This window comes from Arenimonas maotaiensis (assembly GCF_014638745.1).
GTDB lineage: Bacteria > Pseudomonadota > Gammaproteobacteria > Xanthomonadales > Xanthomonadaceae > Arenimonas > Arenimonas maotaiensis.
On record NZ_BMFO01000001.1, the window covers coordinates 650385 to 666212 of the forward strand.

Here is a 15828-nt window from a genome sequence, read left to right on the forward strand (position 1 = left end):
CATAACCGGTTGGTTGCTGACGAGGCGCGCAAACCGAAGAAATGGTCGGGTAAGGCTAGCGCCGGATACATTAACATTTCGTTAATTTCCCCTGATGTTTTGGTTATCCGAAGCACCATTTTGGGGCAAAATTCGAGAGGCCAGAAAATCCAACAGCTTACCGGCGATATCGCAGCCGGTAGCCGCCTCCAAGGCCTCGAATCCGGGGCAGGCATTCACCTCCAACAGCAACGGGCCGTGGCCGGTGCGCAGAATGTCGACTCCGCCCAAATCCAAGCCCAAGGCCGCGACCGCCTTGATCGCCAAGGTCGTTTCATCCTTGGACGGCGCGTAGGCCTCGGCGCGGGCACCGAGATGGACATTGGCGCGGAACTCACCCGGCGCCGCGATCCGGCGCATCGCGGCGATAACCTCGCCGCCGAGCACGAACAGCCGCAGATCGCTGCCGGCGGCTTCGGCGATGTATTCCTGCAGCTGGAATCCCACACCCTTGCAGGCCAGTTCGGCCATCCGCGCCAGTGCCGTCGCGGCATCCGGCAACAACAGGACGCCGTCGCCCTGCGCGCTGTCATCGCGCTTCAACACCATCGGAAAACCGAACGGCAAGGCGGCCAGCCAGGCGGCATCCGGCATGCCGTCCGGACGCCGTGTTTCAGGGATGGGCAATCCGGCGCCCAAGAAGCGGGCCGTGCTGCGGACGCGGTCACGCGCCAAGGCAAGCGCCGGCGCGCCGTTCACGGACACCAGACCGCGCGCCGCCAACCCGGCCAGCAAGCGGCCGCCGGCCGCCTGCCAGCGGGGCGTGAAGCGCGGAATGACCGCATCGACGCCTTCGAAGCAGGCATCATCGGCATCGGCGTGCAATGGATCGGCGATTACCAACGCCGCGCCACGCGCCGCCGCGGCCTGTTGCAGACGGCGGTTGGCATACAGCGCCGGCTGGCGCGACAGGACGGCAAGCTTCACGGCATTCGGTATCCGCGCGCAAGGCGCAATGGCGTTAAAATGAGCGGCATGGAATTGTATCTCAATGGCGAAATCCGCCAAGTCGACGACGGACTGAGCGTGGCCGCGCTGGTCGATGCCCTCGGCCTGTCGCAACAGCGCTTGGCGGTGGAAGTGAACCGCAGCATCGTGCCGAAGAGCCGGCATGCGGAGCACCGCCTGCAGGCCGGCGACCGTGTCGAAATCATCCAGGCCATGGGCGGCGGCTGAGGGCTGACGCGGCCGCGCGTTTCCGGCGATAATACCGCCATGACGATTCCGACTCCGCACGACCCGCTGGTCATCGCCGGCAGGACCTACCGTTCCCGCCTGCTCACCGGCACCGGCAAATTCGCCGATTTCGCCCAGACCCGCGAGGCCACCCTCGCCGCCGGCGCCGAAATCGTGACCGTGGCCCTGCGCCGCACCAACCTCGGCCAGAACAAAGGCGAACCGAACCTGCTCGAGTACCTGCCGCCGGACGAGTTCACCCTGCTGCCGAACACCGCCGGCTGCTACACCGCCGACGACGCCGTGCGCACCTGCCAGTTGGCGCGCGAGCTGCTGGACGGCCACCGGCTGGTGAAGCTCGAGGTGTTGGGCGACCCGAAGACGCTGTATCCGCATGTGACCGAAACCCTGATCGCGGCCGAGCGTCTGGTCGCCGACGGCTTCGACGTGATGGTGTACACCTCGGACGACCCGATCGTGGCCAAACGCCTGGAGGAGATCGGCTGCGTGGCGGTGATGCCGCTGGCGGCGCCGATCGGCTCGGGCTTGGGTATCCAGAACAAATGGAGCCTGTTGGAGATCATCGAGAACGCCAAGGTGCCGGTGCTGGTCGATGCCGGCGTGGGCACCGCGTCGGATGCCGCCATCGCCATGGAGCTGGGCTGCGACGGCGTGTTGATGAACACCGCCATCGCCGCCGCGAAGGATCCGATTCTGATGGCCTCGGCCATGCGCAAGGCGGTCGAAGCCGGCCGCGAGGCGTTCCTGGCCGGCCGCATGCCCAAGCGCCGCTACGCCAACGCCTCCTCGCCGCTCGACGGCCTGTTCTTCTGATGACCCAGGACGACAGCACGCCAGGACCCGCGCGCGACCGGAGCATCCGCAGCTTCGTGTTGCGCCAGGGCCGCGCCACCGAATCGCAGAAGCGCGCGTTCGAACTGCACTGGCCGGTGTACGGCGTCGACTACACCGGCAAGCCAATCGACCCGGCCGCGCTGTTCCCGCATGCCGGCGACTTGGTGGTGGAAATCGGCTTCGGCAACGGCGAGCAGCTGCTGTACGCGGCCGCACACGAACCGCAGCGCAACTTCATCGGCATCGAAGTGCATTCGCCGGGCGTCGGCCGTGCGCTGAACGGCATCGCCCAGGCCGGCTTCGGCAACGTGCGCGTGTACCGGCATGACGCCGTCGAAGTGCTGCGCGAGGAAATCCCGGACGGCTCGCTGTCGGAAGTACGGATCTACTTCCCCGACCCCTGGCACAAGAAGCGTCACCACAAGCGCCGTCTGGTGCAGCCCGAGTTCGTCGCCCTGCTCTGCCGCAAGCTCAGGCCCGGCGGCCTGCTGCACCTGGCCACCGACTGGCGCGGCTATGTTGAGCATATGTGGGAAGTCTGTGACAATGAACCGATGCTGTCGAACGCCGACGGCCCGGGCGGTTTCCGCGCCCGTCCGCCCTGGCGCCGGCAGACGCACTTCGAAAGCCGCGGCCTGAAACTCGGCCACGGCGTCTGGGACCTGCTGTACATCCGCACCTAGGAGCCTGACCGCCGCATGCACAGCCCGTTGGTCCTGACACAAGACATGATGATCGTGTTGGGCCTGACCGGCTTCATCATCGCGATGCTGATGTTCGAGCGCATCCGCGCCGACGCCGCCTCGCTGGTGGTGCTGGTGATGCTCGGCTTCACCGGCATCGTGTCCGAACAGGAGCTGTTCAAGGGCTTCGCCGGCGACGCGGTGATCAGCGTGATCGCCTCGATGATCCTGAGCACCAGCTTGGACCGCACCGGCGCGCTGAACCGACTGGCCGGCTGGCTGCTGCGGCGCGCCAAGGGCGTCGAGCAGCGCCTGCTGCTGCTGACCTCGGCCTTCGCCGGCGGCATGTCCGGCTTCATGCAGAATCCGGCGGTGACCTCGCTGTTCCTGCCGGTGGCCTCGCGCCTGTCCAGCCGCACCGGCCTGGGCCTGGGCCAACTGCTGTTCCCGATCGCGGCCGCCATCGTGCTCGGCGGCCAGCTGACCATGATCGGCAACTCGCCGCTGATGCTCTTGAACGACCTGCTGCAGTCGGCCAACAGCAACCTGCCCTCGGGCGTGGCCACGCTGGAAAAACTGCCGATGTTCCAGCCGCTGCCGATCGGCCTGCTGCTGCTCGGCATCGGCCTGCTGTACTTCCGCTTCCGCAAGTACCTGTGGTTTTCCGAAACCGCCGGCAGCAACGTCAGTCCGGCCACGCCGGAACGCTATTTCGCCGACGCCTACGGCATCGACGGCGACGTGTTCGAGCTGACCGTGACCGCCGGCAGCCCGCTGGTCGGCATGAGCGTGGGCGACGCCGAGGCCGAGGTCGGCGCGCCGCTGTTCCTGGCGCTGTTCGCCGGCAACGAATCGCGCATGGCGCCGCCCGCCGACGAGCGCCTGTGGGTCGGTAGCGTGATCGGCGTGATGGGCAGCCAGGAGTTCGTTCAGGCCTACGCGCGCGCCAAGCAGCTGAAATTCTCGCAGCGCCTGCGCGTGCTGGGCGACCTGTTCAATCCGGCGCACTCCGGCATTTCCGAGGCGGTGATCCCGACCAACTCGCCGTTCGTCGGCCGCACCCAGGCCGAACTGCGCCTGCGCAAGCGTTTCGGCATCAGCCTGCTGGCGATCAACCGCGACAAGCAGATCCTGCGCCGCAACATCCGCAACCTGCCGATCCGCTCCGGCGACATCCTGGTGTTCCATTCGAACTGGACCGACCTGAGCCAGGCCGGCGGCAACCGCGATTTCGTGGTCATCACCGACTTCCCGAAGGACGAGCAGCGGCCACACAAGCTGCGCGTGGCGCTCGGAATCTTCGCCATCAGCATGCTGCTGGCGCTGTCCACGCTGGTGCCGTTGCCGGTGGCGCTGATGGCCGGCGCGGTGGCGATGGTGGTCACCGGCGTGCTGAACATGGACGAGGCTTACGCCTCGGTCAGCTGGAAGACGGTGTTCACCATGGCCTGCCTGATTCCGCTCGGCATCGCCATGGATTCGACCGGCGCCGCCAACTGGCTGGCGCAGCAGACCATCGAACGGCTGGGCGACGGCGTGCCGGACTGGCTGATCCAGACCTGCTTGGCGCTGTTCACCACCTGCCTGGCGCTGGTCATCGGCAACGTCGGCGCCACCGTGGTGATGGTGCCGATGGCGGTCAACATCGCGCTGGCCGCCGACGGCAGCCCGATGGCCTACGCGTTCCTGGCCGCGTTGTGCGCCTCCAACAACTTCATCAGCCACTCCAATCCGGTGATCTCGATGATCACCGGCCCGGCCGGTTACCGCGCCGGCGAACTCTGGCGCAACGGCCTGCCGATCACCCTGCTGTATCTGCTGGTCTCGGTACTGTCGGTCAACCTGATGTTTTGAGTCCCGCGATCGACAGGCGTCCGTCGGCCTGCGGCTCGAGCGCGTATTCGGCCAAGGATTCGCCGCGGCACGGCCCCTGCAGGCAGCGGCCATCGGCCATCGCGAATACCGCGCCGTGCGCCGCACAGACCAACGCATCGTCCTTGGCCAGCACGCGGCCGGGCGCGAAATCCAGCAACCGGCCCTGATGCGGGCACTGGTTGCGGTAGACATGCACCGCACCCTCCGTCTTCACCGCGATGACGGCGACTTCTTCATTGTCAATCAACAACTTGATGCTGATCGGCTGTCGCTCGACAAGCGCCTCCGGCGCTATTAACGAACAATTTACACTTTCCACCATCGGCCTCGGCATACTGTCTCTCCGTCGCTTTATAGCACACCCATGCGCATCCTATTCCACCGCCTGCTGTCGGCCCGTCCGCAAAAACCCAAGAACCCGCTGCTGAAGATGGCGTTCTCGGTACTCGGCCTGTTCCTGCTGTTCGGCGTGTGCGTATTCGCCATCGTGGTGGGCGTGGCCATGCTGATTGCCGGCGCGTTGCTGCGGCTGATCGGCCGCAAGACCGCCCGTCCGGCCGCCGCCGGCGACGTGATCGACGCCGAGTACGCCGTGGTCGACAAGTCCCCGGCCGGACTGCTGCGCTAACCTCGAAATTTCGCGGCGCTGCCGTTACACTGGCGTTTTACCGAACACGACGCCATGACCGCTTTCGCCTTTCCGCCCCAGCCACAGACCACGCTCGCCATCCGCGGCCGCGCCGAGCGCTTTCCGGTGCACCGCATCTATTGCGTAGGCCGCAACTTCGCCGAGCACGCCAAGGAGATGGGCGCCGAGGCCCCGAAGGGCAAGCCGGTGTTCTTCATGAAGCCGGCCGACGCCGCGCTGCAATCGGCCGACATTCCCTATCCGGGCGCGACCGCCGACCTGCACCACGAAGTCGAACTGGTGGTCGCGATCGGTCCCGACGTGCCGGATACGCTCACCGCCGATAACGCCGGACGCGCCATCTTCGCCTATGCCGTCGGGTTGGACCTGACCCGCCGCGACCTGCAGGCCGAGGCCAAGGACAAGCGTCTGCCGTGGGACACCGCCAAGGGCTTCGACGCCTCGGCGCCGCTCGGCGAATTGGTGCCCGCCGACGAAATCGCGCCGGATGCCGCTACCGTGCTGCGTCTGCACGTCAACGGCGAGCTACGCCAACAGGCGCCGCTGGGCGACATGATCTTTTCGGTCACCGACATCCTGGTCGCGCTGTCCGGTCTGTACCGCCTGCGGCCGGGCGACCTGATTTTCATGGGCACGCCATCCGGCGTGGCCGCGCTGCGGCGCGGCGACCGCATCGAGGCCGAACTGGACGGCATCACCGCCTACACCGGCCGCATCATCTAAGCAACCGTCACCGAGGAGCGTCACATGGGCATGATATCGGAGTTCAAGGAATTCGCATTGCGCGGCAACGTCGTCGACCTGGCGGTCGGCGTGGTCATCGGCGGCGCGTTCGGCAAGATCGTCAGCTCGCTGGTCAACGACCTGATCACGCCGGTGATCTCGCTGTTCACCGGCAGCGCCGACTTCAAGAGCCTGTCGGTCACGCTGCGGACCGCGGTGCTCGACGCCGAAGGCAAGGAAACCGTGCCGGCGTTGCTGCTCAACTACGGCAGCTTCATCCAGTCGGTGATCGACTTCACCCTGATCGCATTGGTCATCTTCTTCGCGGTCAAGGCCATCAACCGCCTGCGCCGTCAGGAGCAGGCCGCGCCGCCGGCGCCCGCACCGGCCGAGCCGAGCGCGGAAGCGAAGCTGTTGGCCGAAATCCGCGACCTGCTGTCCAAGCGCTGACGGCGGACGGGAACCGCCTCAGCCGGCGGTCTGCGCCAACAACATGTCGGTCACCGCCACCAGGGCGCCATGGCGGGTGTCGCCGGACGCCAGCCGATCCGCGTACAGGCGCATCTGCTGCAAAGCGGAGCCGCCGTCACGGACGATGGCGCGCGCGCGGTCAAAGGCCGGCAGGCAACCCAAGGCATCGGCTGACGGCGCCACCAGCCGCTCCAACGCATCGAGCGATTCGGCGACGGTCATCACCCGGCGCCCTTCCTGGTCGATCAAGGTGGCCTCGGTACCGTAGCGTTTGGCGCGCCAGCGGTTCTCCTCGTTGACCAGACGCGTCATCTCGTTGCGCTTCAGACCGTGGGCGTCGTTCTCGGCGACATGCCGCACCATCGCGCGGAACAGCCCGGCGACGCACAACACCGTCTCGATGTCCGGGCAGGCGTCGGCGATGCGCAATTCCAGCGTCGGATACCGACCTGACGGACGGATCGCCCACCAGATCGAGGCCTCGCTCTTGAAGGCCCCGCTCTGCACGAAGAAATCGACGAAGGCCCGATAGCTGCGCTCGTTCGGGAAATAATCGGGAATACCCGTCCGCGGCCATTCGTCGTAGGCCGCCTGCCGGTAACTCATCAGGCCCGAGGCCTGGCGCGCCCAGAACGGCGACGATGCACTGAGCGCCAACAGCAGCGGAAGCCAATGCATCAGGCGGTTCATCACATCGATGCGGTCGATGCCCTCCGGCAGGCCGACGTGCACGTGCAGGCCGCACAGCAGGTTGCGCTGTGCGACGATCTGGAAATCGTCCATCAGGTCGAGATACCGGGGTTTTCCGGTTGCCCGTTGGGCGCGCCAGGACGCCATCGGGTGCGTGCCGGCGGCCAACACCGCCATGCCGTGGCGGGCGGCGACATCCGCCAATGTCGCGCGCGACCGGCGCAGATGCTCGCGGCCGTCCTGCTGACTGTCCAACACCGGTGACACCAGCTCGACCTGGCTCTGCAGGAGTTCGTGCGAGACGCCGTCGCCGAAGCGGCCGCGGCAATCGCGGAAAAAGCCGCCGGGCGCCTTGCTGATGATGCGCCGGGTGGCGCGGTCGGTGAGGAAGAACTCCTCTTCTATGCCGAATCGGTAGGGAAATTCCATTGCTGTCCGGGGATCGCTGCGGGAGCCATCCACGTTACGTGCCGTGGCATCAACTTAACGCTAAATTGCGGTTAACATAACGTAATATCTGGATTCGAAAGGCAAATCACGGAGTGCCCATGAACACATCGCGTCTCGTCCTTCCCTTCATCGCGGCCATCCTGTGCGGACCGGCGCTGGCCGACGGCGACGGCCTCGACGCCAAGGCCGTGGCCACCGCCGAAGGCCTGCGCGACACCGCGATGCGCGGTTCGCAGGCGTATGCCATCGTCGAATCGCTGACCACCGAAATCGGCCCGCGCATGGCCGGCACCGAAGCCTACGACCGCGCCACCGCCTGGGCCCAAGCCAAATTCAAGTCGTTGGGCTACGACAAAATCTGGCTGCAGCCGGTCACCTTCCCGGTCTGGGAGCGCCGCGCCGAACGCGGCCGGATCGTGTCGCCGTTCCCGCAGCATCTGGTGCTGACCGCGCTCGGCGGCAGCGAAAGCACCGATGGCGAGCTGCGCGCGCAGGTGGTCGAGTTCGATTCGCTGGAAAGCCTGAAGGCCGCGCCGGACGGCTCGCTGGCCGGCAAGATCGCCTTCGTCAACCTGAAGATGCGGCGCGCGAAGGACGGCAGCGGTTACGGCCCGGTCAGCAACGTGCGCCGCAGCGGCGCATCGGAAGCGGCGCGCAAAGGCGCGGTGGCGCTGCTGATCCGGTCGGTCGGCACCGACTCCGACCGGCTGGCGCACACCGGCATGATGCGTTACGAGGACGGCGTGGCGAAGATCCCGGCGGCGGCGCTATCGGTACCCGACGCCGAGCTGCTGGCCAACATGCTCAAGCGCGGCAAGCCGGTCACCGTGGCGCTCGACATCCAAGCCGGCGTCACCGGCAGCAAGACCGAATACAACGTCATCGGCGAGATCACCGGCCGCGGCAAACCCGATGAGGTGGTGGTCATCGGCGGCCACCTGGACTCCTGGGACCTGGGCACCGGCGCCATCGACGACGGCGCCGGCGTGGCCATCACCATGGCCGCCGGCGCGCTGATCGGCGACCTGAAGAAAGCGCCGAAACGCACCATCCGCGTGATCGCCTTCGCCAACGAGGAACAGGGCCTGCTGGGCGGCAAGGCCTATGCCGAGGCGATGAAGGACGCGATGGGCACGCACCAACTGGCTGCGGAAAGCGATTTCGGCGCCGGCCGCATCTATGCCCTGCATGCCGGCGTATCGCCGGAATCGAAACCGGTGATCGAACGCATCGCGCAGGTGCTGGCGCCGCTGGGCATCACCTGGGCCGAGGGCGGCGGTCCGGGTCCGGACATCAGCCCGAGCGTGCCCTACGGCCTGCCGTGGGCGGAACTGCAGCAGGACGGCAGCGATTACTTCGACTACCACCATACCGCCAACGACACGCTCGACAAGATCGAACCGGCCGCACTCGACCAACAGGTCGCGGCCTACGCCGCACTGGCCTATCTGGCGGCGGAAACCGCGGTCGATATCGCACCGGCGGCACCGGCCGCGCAGAAGTAACCCGGCATGTTGAAATCCGCGGCCGCGCGTCCGCTGCTCTGGCTGATGCTGTTGGCGGGCCTGTTGGCGTTCGCCTTCCAGGGCAGCCGCGGGCTGTGGGAACCGGACGAAGGCCGCTATACCAACGTCGCGCTGCAGATGATGTCCAGCGGCGACTACCTGATGCCGCACCGGCATCACGGCACGCTGCATGTCACCAAACCGCCGGTGACCTATTGGGCGCTGGCCGGCAGCTTCGGCGCGTTCGGGCATAACGAATGGGCGGCGCGTCTGCCCATGGCCTTGGCCTATCTGCTGACGGTATTCCTGGTGTACCGCCTCGGCCGGCTGTTCACTCCGGCGCGGCCATGGCTTCCGGCGTTGCTGTACGCCATCAGCCCGGTGCCGTTCCTGGCCGCGAACGCCATCACCACCGACACCTTGCTGGCATTCGCGGAAACCGCGGCGGTACTGGCCTATGCGCTGCGGCGCTTCGGTGCTGGACGGCCCCGGCATCTGGACCTGATGTGGCTCCTGTTCGGCCTGGCGTTCATGATCAAGGGTCCGCCGGGGCTGTTGCCGTTGGCGGCGATCGTCCTCTTCGAGTGGCGCAGCGGCGGCCTGACGGCCCTGCGCGGCCTGTTGCGGCCCATCGGGCTGGCGTTGTTCGTGGTGGCCGGTTTGGGCTGGTTCGCGTTCATCACCCAGCAACGGCCGGAGCTGTTGGATTACTTCCTGCGCCATGAAGTGGTCGACCGCGTGGCCAGCGCCACGCATGACCGCAACAGCCAGTGGTACGGCGGCTTCAGCGTCTACCTGCCGACCTTGCTGGTCGGTGCCCTGCCCTGGCTGCTGGCTTTGCTCGCCGGCCGCCGCCGGGTGGGCGTCGCCCGGGACGCCCAAATGCGCTTCCTGCTGCTCTGGACGCTGCTGCCGTTGCTGGTGTTCATGCTGTCGCGTTCGCGTCTGCCGTTCTATATCCTGCCGCTGTTCGTGCCTTTGGCACTGCTGGCGTCCAAGGCGCTTGCCGACATCGCGTTCGGCACGCGGCATGCGGCGTTGTTGGCCTTCTGGCTGGTTTGTCTGCTGTCGCTGAAAGGCGCGTTGGCCTATTGGCCCTACAAGGATGACGCGCGCGCGTTCGCCGCCGAGCTGCGGCCGATGCTCCCGGCGCAGCCGAACGAGCTCGCGTTCGTGGGCGCCAAAGCGTCTTACGGGCTGAATTTCTACCTCGGCGCCGAAATCGAGAAACTCAGCCTGGAAGACCTGCGCGGACCGCAACCGCTGTCGGATGCCGAATACGACCAAGGGCTGCGTTCGGAATTGTACGAAGCCGAGCCGCGGCGCTACTTCCTGGTGCCGGAGAAGCAGCAGGCCGCCTTCCTTGCCGTCATCGGCGAGCGCCCCGAACTGAAGCCGCACCGGCTCGGCACGGCGCGCCGCTACGCAGTGTACCGGATCGAACGCGCGCCCTGAACCGGCTCAGCGGTTCTGCCGGCGCCACTCCGCCAACAGCACGGCGGTGGCGGCGGCCACGTTCAGGCTCTCCACCCGGCCGGTGCCGGGAATCTCCACTTTCAGGCCGCTGGCCGCCAGCAGCGGCGCGCCGACGCCGGTCTGTTCCGCGCCCATCACCAGTACGCAACGGGCCGGCAATTCGGCCTCGAACAGGTCGCGGCCGCCGCGCACCACGGTGGTGACCAGCACGAAACCGGCCGATTGCAGCTGCGCGACGGCGTTTTCGTCGCGACCCAGACGCACCATCGGCACATGTTCGGCGCCGCCCTCGGCCACGCGCGCCGCCGCGCCGGAAACGGCGAGCTGCGAGTCCTTCGGCAACAGCACCGCCTGCGCGCCGAAATGCGCGGCCGAACGCAGGATCGCGCCGAGGTTGTGCGGATTGCCGACGCCGTCCAGCCATATCGCCAGCGCCGGACCGGCCGGCAGGTCCATCAGCCAGGTCGACAGCGGGATTTCCGCGGCCGGCGTCAGCGCCAGGCAGACGCCTTCGTGGTGGGCGCTGGCGGTCAGCTTGTCCAGATCTTCGGCCTCCACCACGTTGTAGCCGATGCGGTGCTTGACGCAGAACGCCAACAGCTCCTGCAGCTTGGGGATGCGCGATTCCAGCAGCCAGAGTTTACGGATGTCCTGCGGGCGCTCGCGGAACGCCGCCAGACAGGCGTTCAGGCCGTAGATGCGCAGTTCCTTGGGTTTGGCCGGCCGCGCCGCGGCCGATTCGTCGCGCAACGGCGGTTCGTCCTGCCGGGAACGCGGCGGACGCGCGGCATCCTGTTCGAAGCGGCGTGGCGCCCTCGGCATGCGCGGGCCGTCTTCGCCGCGCGGCGGTCGCGGTGCGCGCGCGGTGCCGGGTTTGGCGCGGGATGGGCCGCGGTACAGCGGATGATCGTCGTTGGAATCGGACATGCCGCCGGCCCTCGCATTGGATAGGCCGGCATTGTATCAAACGGCGGACCTGGGCCTCAGGCGCCTTGGCCCGCTTCGCGGTCCGGCACGGCCACGGCCTGCCGCTCGAGCTCGCGCGCGCGTTGCTCGGGCGAACCGGTGTACGGCGCCAGCCAGCGGTACACCACCGGCACGATATACAGGGTCAGCGCAGTGGCGGCCAACACGCCGAACACCACCACGATGCCGATGGCTTGGCGCGAACCCGAGCCCGGACCGCTGCCGAGCATCAGGGGCAAGGCGCCGGCAGCGGTGGCGATCGAGGTCATCAGGATCGGCCGCAGGCGAACCGCCGAGGCCTCGAGGATCGCCTCGCGCACGCCGAGCCCGGCGTCGCGGCGCTGGTTGGCGAACTCCACGATCAGGATGCCGTTCTTGGCCGCCAGGCCGATCAGCATGATGATACCGACCTGACTGAACAGATTCAGGCTGCCGCCCATCAGCCACAGGCCGAGCAAGGCGCCGAACACCGCCATCGGCACGGTCAGCAGAATCACCAACGGATGGATCAGGCTTTCGAACTGCGCCGCCAACACCAGATACACCACCAACAGCGCCAGCGCGAAGGTGAACATCACGGCTTGGCCGGACTTCAGGTATTCGCGCGACTGGCCTTTGTAATCGACCTGGACCGTGGACGGCAGCTCCTCGGCCGCGGTCCGCTGCAGCCAGGCGATGGCTTCGCCGAGGTTGGCCTCGGGCTTCAGGCCGGCGGACACGGTGATGGCGCGCAGGCGGTTGAAGCGGTTGAAGCTGCCGGGCTCGGCCAGCTCGCGGACCTGCACCACCGAGGCGAGCGGCACCAAGGCGCCGCTGGCGGTGCGCACGTTGATCGACAGCAGATCGGACGGCGTGCGCCGGCCCTCGGCCGCGGCCTGCACGATCACGTCGTATTCTTCGCCGCCTTGGATGTAGGTGCCGACCCGGCGCGAGCCGAGCAGGCTCTCCAGCGTGCGCCCGATTTCCTGATTGGATACGCCGAGCGCGGCGGCGCGTTCGCGGTTGATGTCCAGCCGCAGCTGCGGTCGGGTTTCTTTGTAGTCGGAATCCGGACCGGTCAGGTCGGGGTTCTCTTCCATGCGCTTGAGCAGACGGTCGCGCCACTGCACCAGTTCGTTGTAGTCGGAGCCCTGCAGCACCAGCTGCACCGGTTGGCCGCCGCCGCGCACCAGGCCGGTCGGCTGCTGCGGACGGGCCTGCACGCCGGCGATCGCGGACAGGCGCTTGCGCGCGTCCTCGACCACCGTGGAGGTGTCGAGGCCGCGCTCGGCCCAGGGCTTGAGCAGCACGGTGGCACGGCCGGTATGCATCTCCTCGCTCGGCCCGAAGCCGCCCGGTACCGTGGCGTTGATGCGGTCGATGGCGCCGTCCTCGGCCATCAACGCCATCAGCTCGGACTGCACCTGTTCCATCTGCTTCACGGTGTAATCGAAGCCGGCGCCTTCAGGGCCGTTGACCGAGACGAAGAACACGCCGCGGTCTTCGGCCGGGGCCAGTTCCTTGGGCACCAGCACATACAGGCCGGCGCTGAGCGCCACCACCGCCAGCATGGCGCCGACGGTCGCGCCGCGCCGGGACAGCAGCGACTCCAGGCTGTGCGCGTAGCGGCGGCTGACCGAATCCAGGAACGCGTTGACGCGGGCCTCGAAGCCGTTGACGCGGCTCTTGTCGTGCGATTTCAGGATCAGCGAGCACATCATCGGAGTCAAGGTCAGCGCGATCAGCGCCGAGATGGCGATGGCGCTGGCCATGGTCACCGCCAGCTCGCGGAACAGGCGGCCGTTGTTGCCTTCGATGAAGGCCATCGGCAGGAACACCGCGACCAGCACGGCCGTGGTCGCGATCACCGCGAACGCGACCTGGCGGGTGCCGCGGAACGCGCCCAGCATCGGCGGTTCGCCGGCGTCGATGCGGCGTTGCGCGTTCTCCAGCACCACGATGGCGTCGTCGACCACCAGGCCGATGCACAGCACCAGCGCCAGCAGGGTCAGCAGGTTGATGGAGTAGCCGAACAGCCAGAGCGCGATGAAGGCCGCCATCAGGCAGACCGGCACGGTGACCGCCGGGATCAGCGAGGCGCGCACGCTGCCGAGGAACAGCCAGATCACCAGCAACACCAGCACGATGGCCTCGAACAGGGTGCTGTAGACCTTTTCCACCGCGGCGTCGATGAACACCGTGGTGTCGAAGTTGATGCCCATGTTCATGCCTTCGGGCAGACCGGGATTGATGCGGTCGATTTCGGCGCGCACGTCGCGCGAGACCTGCAGCGAGTTGGCGGTCGAGGTCTTGACGATGCCGAGCGCCAGCTGCGGCTCGCCGTTGCCGCGGAACCAGGCGCGGCGTTCGGCCGACTCGCGCGCCACGCGGGCGACGTCGGACAGCAGCACGGTCTGGCCGTCCGGCAGGGTCTTCAGCACCAGCTTGCCGAACGCCTCGGGTGAATCGAAGCTGCGGTTGACGCGCAGCAGGAAATCGCGGTCCTTCGACTCCAGGCGGCCGGCCGGCAGCTCCAGGTTCTCGCGGCGCAGGGCGTTCTCGACGTCACCGACGGTCAGCCCGCGCGCGGTCAGCGCGTCGTCGTCGAGCCAGATGCGCATGGCGTAGCGTTGCCCCCCGTTGAGCCGGACCTGCGCCACGCCGGGAATGCTGGAGAAGCGGTCGACGATGTAGCGGTCGGCGTAGTCGGTGAGCGCGAGCGCGTCGGCACCCTTCTGCACCACGCGTACCCAGATGATCACTTCGGCGTCGGCCTCGACCTTCGCCACCTGCGGCGGATCGGCCTCTTCCGGCAGGCGGTCGGCGACGCGGCTGACCGCGTCGCGGACGTCGTTGGCGGCCGATTCGATGTCGCGCTCGAGGGTGAACTCCAGGTTGACCGAGGCACGGCCGTTGCGCGAGGAGCTGGTGACCAGGTCGACGCCCTCGATGCCGGCCACGGCGTCCTCGATCACCTGGGTCACCCGCGTCTCGACCACGCCGGCGGCGGCGCCGGGGTAGCTGACGTCGATCGACACCACCGGCGGATCGATGTTGGGCAGTTCGCGCAGCGGCAGGCGGGTGAAGGCGATCAGGCCGATGGTGACCAGCATCAGGCTGATCACGGCGGCGAACACCGGCCGCTTGATGGAGACGTCGGACAGGATCATGGCGCGACTTTCGCCGCAGCCGGAGCGACGGCGATCTTCTGGCCGTCACGCAGTTTCGACGTGCCGTCAAGCACCACCCGCTCACCGGCTTTCAGGCCGTTGAGCACCAACGCCTTGCCGTCGCGGCGGCCGCCGACGGTGACGTCACGGCTGACGGCGGTGCCATCGGCGGCGGCGAGGTACACGAACGTGCGGTTGCCGACCTGCTGCAAAGCCAACTCCGGAACCACCAAGGCGTCGGCGGCCTCACGCTGCAGCGACACCCGCACCAGCATGCCGGGGCGTACCAGGCCTTCGGAATCGGCGATTTCGGCGCGCGCCATGACGGCGCGGGTATCGATGTCGACGCGCGAGTCGATGCCGGCCAGGCGCGCGCGGAACGTGCGCTGCGGATAGGCGTCGGCGGCGAGTTCCAGCGTCATGCCGGTTTCGAGTTCGGCGATGCGGTTTTCCGGCACGGGGAAGTCGACCCACATGCGCTCCAGGTCGTCCAGATTGACCATCGCGGCGCCGGCATTGACGAATTGGCCCTCGCTGACCAGGCGCAGACCGAGCACGCCGCCGAACGGCGCTCGGATGACGCGCTCGTCGAGGCGCACCTGTGCCGCCTGCACGCGGGCGGCGGCGGCGTTGCGGGCGGCCACCGCGGTGTCCAGTTGGCTGCGCGCCACCAACTGGCGGCTTTGCAGGTCGCGCAGGCGGACCACCTGGGCCTCCAGGTCGACCAAGGCGGCGCGGGCTTCGGCGAGTTCGGCCTTGACCGTGCCGGCGTCGAGCTCGACCAGCACCTGGCCCTTGGCCACCCGTTGGCCGCTTTCGAAGCGGACCGCGGCGATGCGCTCGGATTGCTTGGCGGCGATCACCACCGAATTGCGCGCCTTGACCGTGCCGACCGCGTCGATGCTGTCGCGCCAAGGCTCCGACGCCAAGGTGACGACGGTAACCGTGGCCGGGGGACCGGCGTCCTTCTTGCGGCCGGCATCTTCTCCGCCGCAGGCGGTCAACAGCAACAACAGGGCAATCGGGGCGAGGCGCATGGCGTGTCCTTTCAAAACAAGACCTCGATTATAAACGGGGCTTGTGTACGGGCGGTTAAGGCCGGGTAAAGAAAAACGCCGGCA

At 67.6% G+C, this 15828-nt stretch carries 15 protein-coding genes; 9 read left to right on the forward strand and 6 right to left on the reverse strand.

Features of this window, described 5'->3' with window-relative positions; genetic code table 11:
• Positions 1-81: 81 nt before the first annotated feature.
• Positions 82-1047, reverse strand: coding sequence for an ATP-grasp domain-containing protein (locus IEV56_RS03165; protein WP_188447636.1), 966 nt, complete (start codon positions 1045-1047; stop codon positions 82-84).
• On the opposite strand from IEV56_RS03165, the gene thiS reads away from it, so the two are divergent.
• The 4 genes from thiS to IEV56_RS03185 are packed head-to-tail and all read left to right on the forward strand — an operon-like array spanning position 1015 to position 4607.
• A complete protein-coding gene (gene thiS, locus IEV56_RS03170; RefSeq protein WP_188447638.1) occupies positions 1015-1215 on the forward strand; it encodes a sulfur carrier protein ThiS in 201 nt (66 codons plus the stop codon). The two genes, IEV56_RS03165 and thiS, sit on opposite strands and share 33 nt — an antisense overlap.
• Before the next feature lie 39 nt (positions 1216-1254).
• Complete coding sequence (locus tag IEV56_RS03175) at positions 1255-2049, forward strand: thiazole synthase (RefSeq protein WP_188447640.1); 795 nt, start codon at positions 1255-1257, stop codon at positions 2047-2049.
• Entirely contained in the window at positions 2049-2753 is a 705-nt protein-coding gene (gene trmB / locus IEV56_RS03180) for a tRNA (guanosine(46)-N7)-methyltransferase TrmB (RefSeq protein ID WP_188447642.1), read from the forward strand. The genes IEV56_RS03175 and trmB overlap by 1 nt, the downstream gene beginning before the upstream one ends.
• A 15-nt stretch (positions 2754-2768) precedes the next feature.
• Positions 2769-4607 (forward strand): SLC13 family permease, encoded by a 1839-nt coding sequence (locus IEV56_RS03185; RefSeq protein WP_188447644.1) that lies wholly within the window; start codon positions 2769-2771, stop codon positions 4605-4607.
• On the opposite strand, the gene IEV56_RS03190 is transcribed toward IEV56_RS03185, so the two are convergent.
• Entirely contained in the window at positions 4591-4962 is a 372-nt protein-coding gene (locus tag IEV56_RS03190) for a Rieske (2Fe-2S) protein (protein ID WP_188447646.1), read from the reverse strand. The genes IEV56_RS03185 and IEV56_RS03190 overlap by 17 nt on opposite strands.
• A gap of 30 nt (positions 4963-4992) precedes the next feature.
• Between IEV56_RS03190 and IEV56_RS03195 the strand changes: the two genes are divergently transcribed.
• From IEV56_RS03195 to mscL, 3 genes are read left to right on the forward strand one after another with little or no spacing between them, the layout of a single operon-like run.
• The gene (locus IEV56_RS03195; RefSeq protein ID WP_188447648.1) at positions 4993-5256 is read left to right on the forward strand and encodes a hypothetical protein; all 264 of its coding nucleotides are present in this window, start codon (positions 4993-4995) and stop codon (positions 5254-5256) included.
• A 54-nt stretch (positions 5257-5310) separates the two neighbouring features.
• Positions 5311-6000 carry a fumarylacetoacetate hydrolase family protein gene (locus IEV56_RS03200; protein WP_188447650.1) on the forward strand — a complete coding sequence of 230 codons (690 nt, stop codon included), beginning with the start codon at positions 5311-5313 and terminating at the stop codon, positions 5998-6000.
• Between the two features lie 24 nt (positions 6001-6024).
• Positions 6025-6450 carry a large-conductance mechanosensitive channel protein MscL gene (gene mscL, locus IEV56_RS03205; RefSeq protein WP_229730150.1) on the forward strand — a complete coding sequence of 142 codons (426 nt, stop codon included), beginning with the start codon at positions 6025-6027 and terminating at the stop codon, positions 6448-6450.
• Positions 6451-6468: 18 nt separating this feature from the next.
• On the opposite strand, the gene IEV56_RS03210 is transcribed toward mscL, so the two are convergent.
• A complete protein-coding gene (locus IEV56_RS03210) occupies positions 6469-7590 on the reverse strand; it encodes a carboxylate-amine ligase (protein ID WP_188447652.1) in 1122 nt (373 codons plus the stop codon).
• A 119-nt stretch (positions 7591-7709) separates the two neighbouring features.
• Between IEV56_RS03210 and IEV56_RS03215 the strand changes: the two genes are divergently transcribed.
• On the forward strand, positions 7710-9116 hold the full coding sequence (locus IEV56_RS03215) for a M20/M25/M40 family metallo-hydrolase (protein WP_188447654.1): 1407 nt from the start codon (positions 7710-7712) through the stop codon (positions 9114-9116).
• Positions 9117-9122: 6 nt separating this feature from the next.
• Positions 9123-10571, forward strand: coding sequence for an ArnT family glycosyltransferase (locus IEV56_RS03220; RefSeq protein ID WP_188447656.1), 1449 nt, complete (start codon positions 9123-9125; stop codon positions 10569-10571).
• Positions 10572-10577: 6 nt separating this feature from the next.
• Here IEV56_RS03220 and IEV56_RS03225 read toward each other — a convergent pair whose 3' ends face one another.
• From IEV56_RS03225 to IEV56_RS03235, 3 genes are all read right to left on the reverse strand, one after another.
• Positions 10578-11414, reverse strand: coding sequence for a TrmH family RNA methyltransferase (locus IEV56_RS03225; RefSeq protein ID WP_188447999.1), 837 nt, complete (start codon positions 11412-11414; stop codon positions 10578-10580).
• 161 nt (positions 11415-11575) lie between these two features.
• Positions 11576-14707 (reverse strand): efflux RND transporter permease subunit, encoded by a 3132-nt coding sequence (locus tag IEV56_RS03230; protein ID WP_188447658.1) that lies wholly within the window; start codon positions 14705-14707, stop codon positions 11576-11578.
• A complete protein-coding gene (locus IEV56_RS03235; protein WP_188447660.1) occupies positions 14704-15744 on the reverse strand; it encodes an efflux RND transporter periplasmic adaptor subunit in 1041 nt (346 codons plus the stop codon). The genes IEV56_RS03230 and IEV56_RS03235 overlap by 4 nt, the downstream gene beginning before the upstream one ends.
• Positions 15745-15828 lie beyond the last annotated feature (84 nt).

Coding starts and splice junctions, on each gene's coding strand:
- trmB (WP_188447642.1), top strand. CDS start 2,049: ATGACCCAGGACGACAGCACGCCAGGACCCGCGCGCGACCGGAGCATC.
- IEV56_RS03185 (WP_188447644.1), top strand. CDS start 2,769: ATGCACAGCCCGTTGGTCCTGACACAAGACATGATGATCGTGTTGGGC.
- mscL (WP_229730150.1), top strand. CDS start 6,025: ATGGGCATGATATCGGAGTTCAAGGAATTCGCATTGCGCGGCAACGTC.
- IEV56_RS03235 (WP_188447660.1), bottom strand. CDS start 15,744: ATGCGCCTCGCCCCGATTGCCCTGTTGTTGCTGTTGACCGCCTGCGGC.
- IEV56_RS03200 (WP_188447650.1), top strand. CDS start 5,311: ATGACCGCTTTCGCCTTTCCGCCCCAGCCACAGACCACGCTCGCCATC.
- IEV56_RS03225 (WP_188447999.1), bottom strand. CDS start 11,414: ATGCCGAGGGCGCCACGCCGCTTCGAACAGGATGCCGCGCGTCCGCCG.
- IEV56_RS03210 (WP_188447652.1), bottom strand. CDS start 7,590: ATGGAATTTCCCTACCGATTCGGCATAGAAGAGGAGTTCTTCCTCACC.
- thiS (WP_188447638.1), top strand. CDS start 1,015: ATGGAATTGTATCTCAATGGCGAAATCCGCCAAGTCGACGACGGACTG.
- IEV56_RS03175 (WP_188447640.1), top strand. CDS start 1,255: ATGACGATTCCGACTCCGCACGACCCGCTGGTCATCGCCGGCAGGACC.
- IEV56_RS03215 (WP_188447654.1), top strand. CDS start 7,710: ATGAACACATCGCGTCTCGTCCTTCCCTTCATCGCGGCCATCCTGTGC.
- IEV56_RS03190 (WP_188447646.1), bottom strand. CDS start 4,962: ATGCCGAGGCCGATGGTGGAAAGTGTAAATTGTTCGTTAATAGCGCCG.
- IEV56_RS03220 (WP_188447656.1), top strand. CDS start 9,123: ATGTTGAAATCCGCGGCCGCGCGTCCGCTGCTCTGGCTGATGCTGTTG.
- IEV56_RS03195 (WP_188447648.1), top strand. CDS start 4,993: ATGCGCATCCTATTCCACCGCCTGCTGTCGGCCCGTCCGCAAAAACCC.
- IEV56_RS03230 (WP_188447658.1), bottom strand. CDS start 14,707: ATGATCCTGTCCGACGTCTCCATCAAGCGGCCGGTGTTCGCCGCCGTG.